This window comes from Desulfobacter latus (assembly GCF_013389365.1).
In the GTDB taxonomy this organism is placed as follows: Bacteria; Desulfobacterota; Desulfobacteria; order Desulfobacterales; family Desulfobacteraceae; genus Desulfobacter; species Desulfobacter latus.
Window position 1 is genome coordinate 1 of the sequence record NZ_JACADJ010000169.1, and the last position, 848, is coordinate 848.

1 protein-coding gene is annotated in these 848 nt (G+C 40.6%); it reads left to right on the forward strand.

Annotated features, from left to right (window positions below):
- Positions 1 to 76: 76 nt before the first annotated feature.
- Positions 77 to 848, forward strand: a 772-nt coding sequence (locus HXW94_RS18810; RefSeq protein ID WP_178368418.1) for an RNA-guided endonuclease InsQ/TnpB family protein, incomplete at its 3' end; no start/stop codon positions are given.

Sequence of the window (848 nt, forward strand, 5' to 3'; positions counted from 1 at the left end):
ATACATTCAGTTGTAGATTGTACGGGCTTCGTAAATATAAAAAAAAGATCAAAACAATGATTGAGGCGTCCGAGTAATGATAATCCAATTGGCTCATAAAATAGAACTCGATCCTACCAATGTACAGCGGGGGTATTTTATTCGCGCTTGTGGTACGGCTCGATTCACCTGGAATTGGGCACTTGCTGAATGGAATCGTCAATATGAAGAAGGCTTGAATCCATCGGGGCCGGCGTTGAAAAAGGCGTTTAATGCAATCAAAAAAGAACAGTTCCCCTGGGTCTTTGACGTATTGAGGGATGCTAATAGTCAACCATTCAGCAATTTACAGAAGGCATTTAAAGATTTTTTAAAAGGTACTAAAAAACGCCCGAATTTTAAAAAGAAAGGGGCGGATAAAGACAGCTTTTACATTGCCAATGATAAATTCAAGATGGAGGAAGACCGAATACACGTTCCAAAACTTGGGTGGGTAAGGTTGAAGGAAACCTTTTGTAATTTTGGAAAAATACTGAATGCAACAGTCTCTCGAACAGCGGATAAGTGGTTTGTCAGTATCTGTGTCGAAATGGATATTACACCGGCAACATGCGAAAACCAAGCAGTTGCCGGTGTAGACCTCGGCATTAAGAATCTGGCGACATTTTCCAATGGCGAAATGATCGAAGGCTCTAAGCCTTATAAAAAGTTGCAAAAAAAATTGCGAAGACTTCAACAGGCGTTTTCACGGGCACAAAAAGGTTCTAAAAATCGAGAAAAGCTAAAACGAAAAATAGCTCGATTACACTACCGGATATCATGTATCCGCCACGATACGCTTCATAAGCTCACTTCAAAGTTGGTCCGAA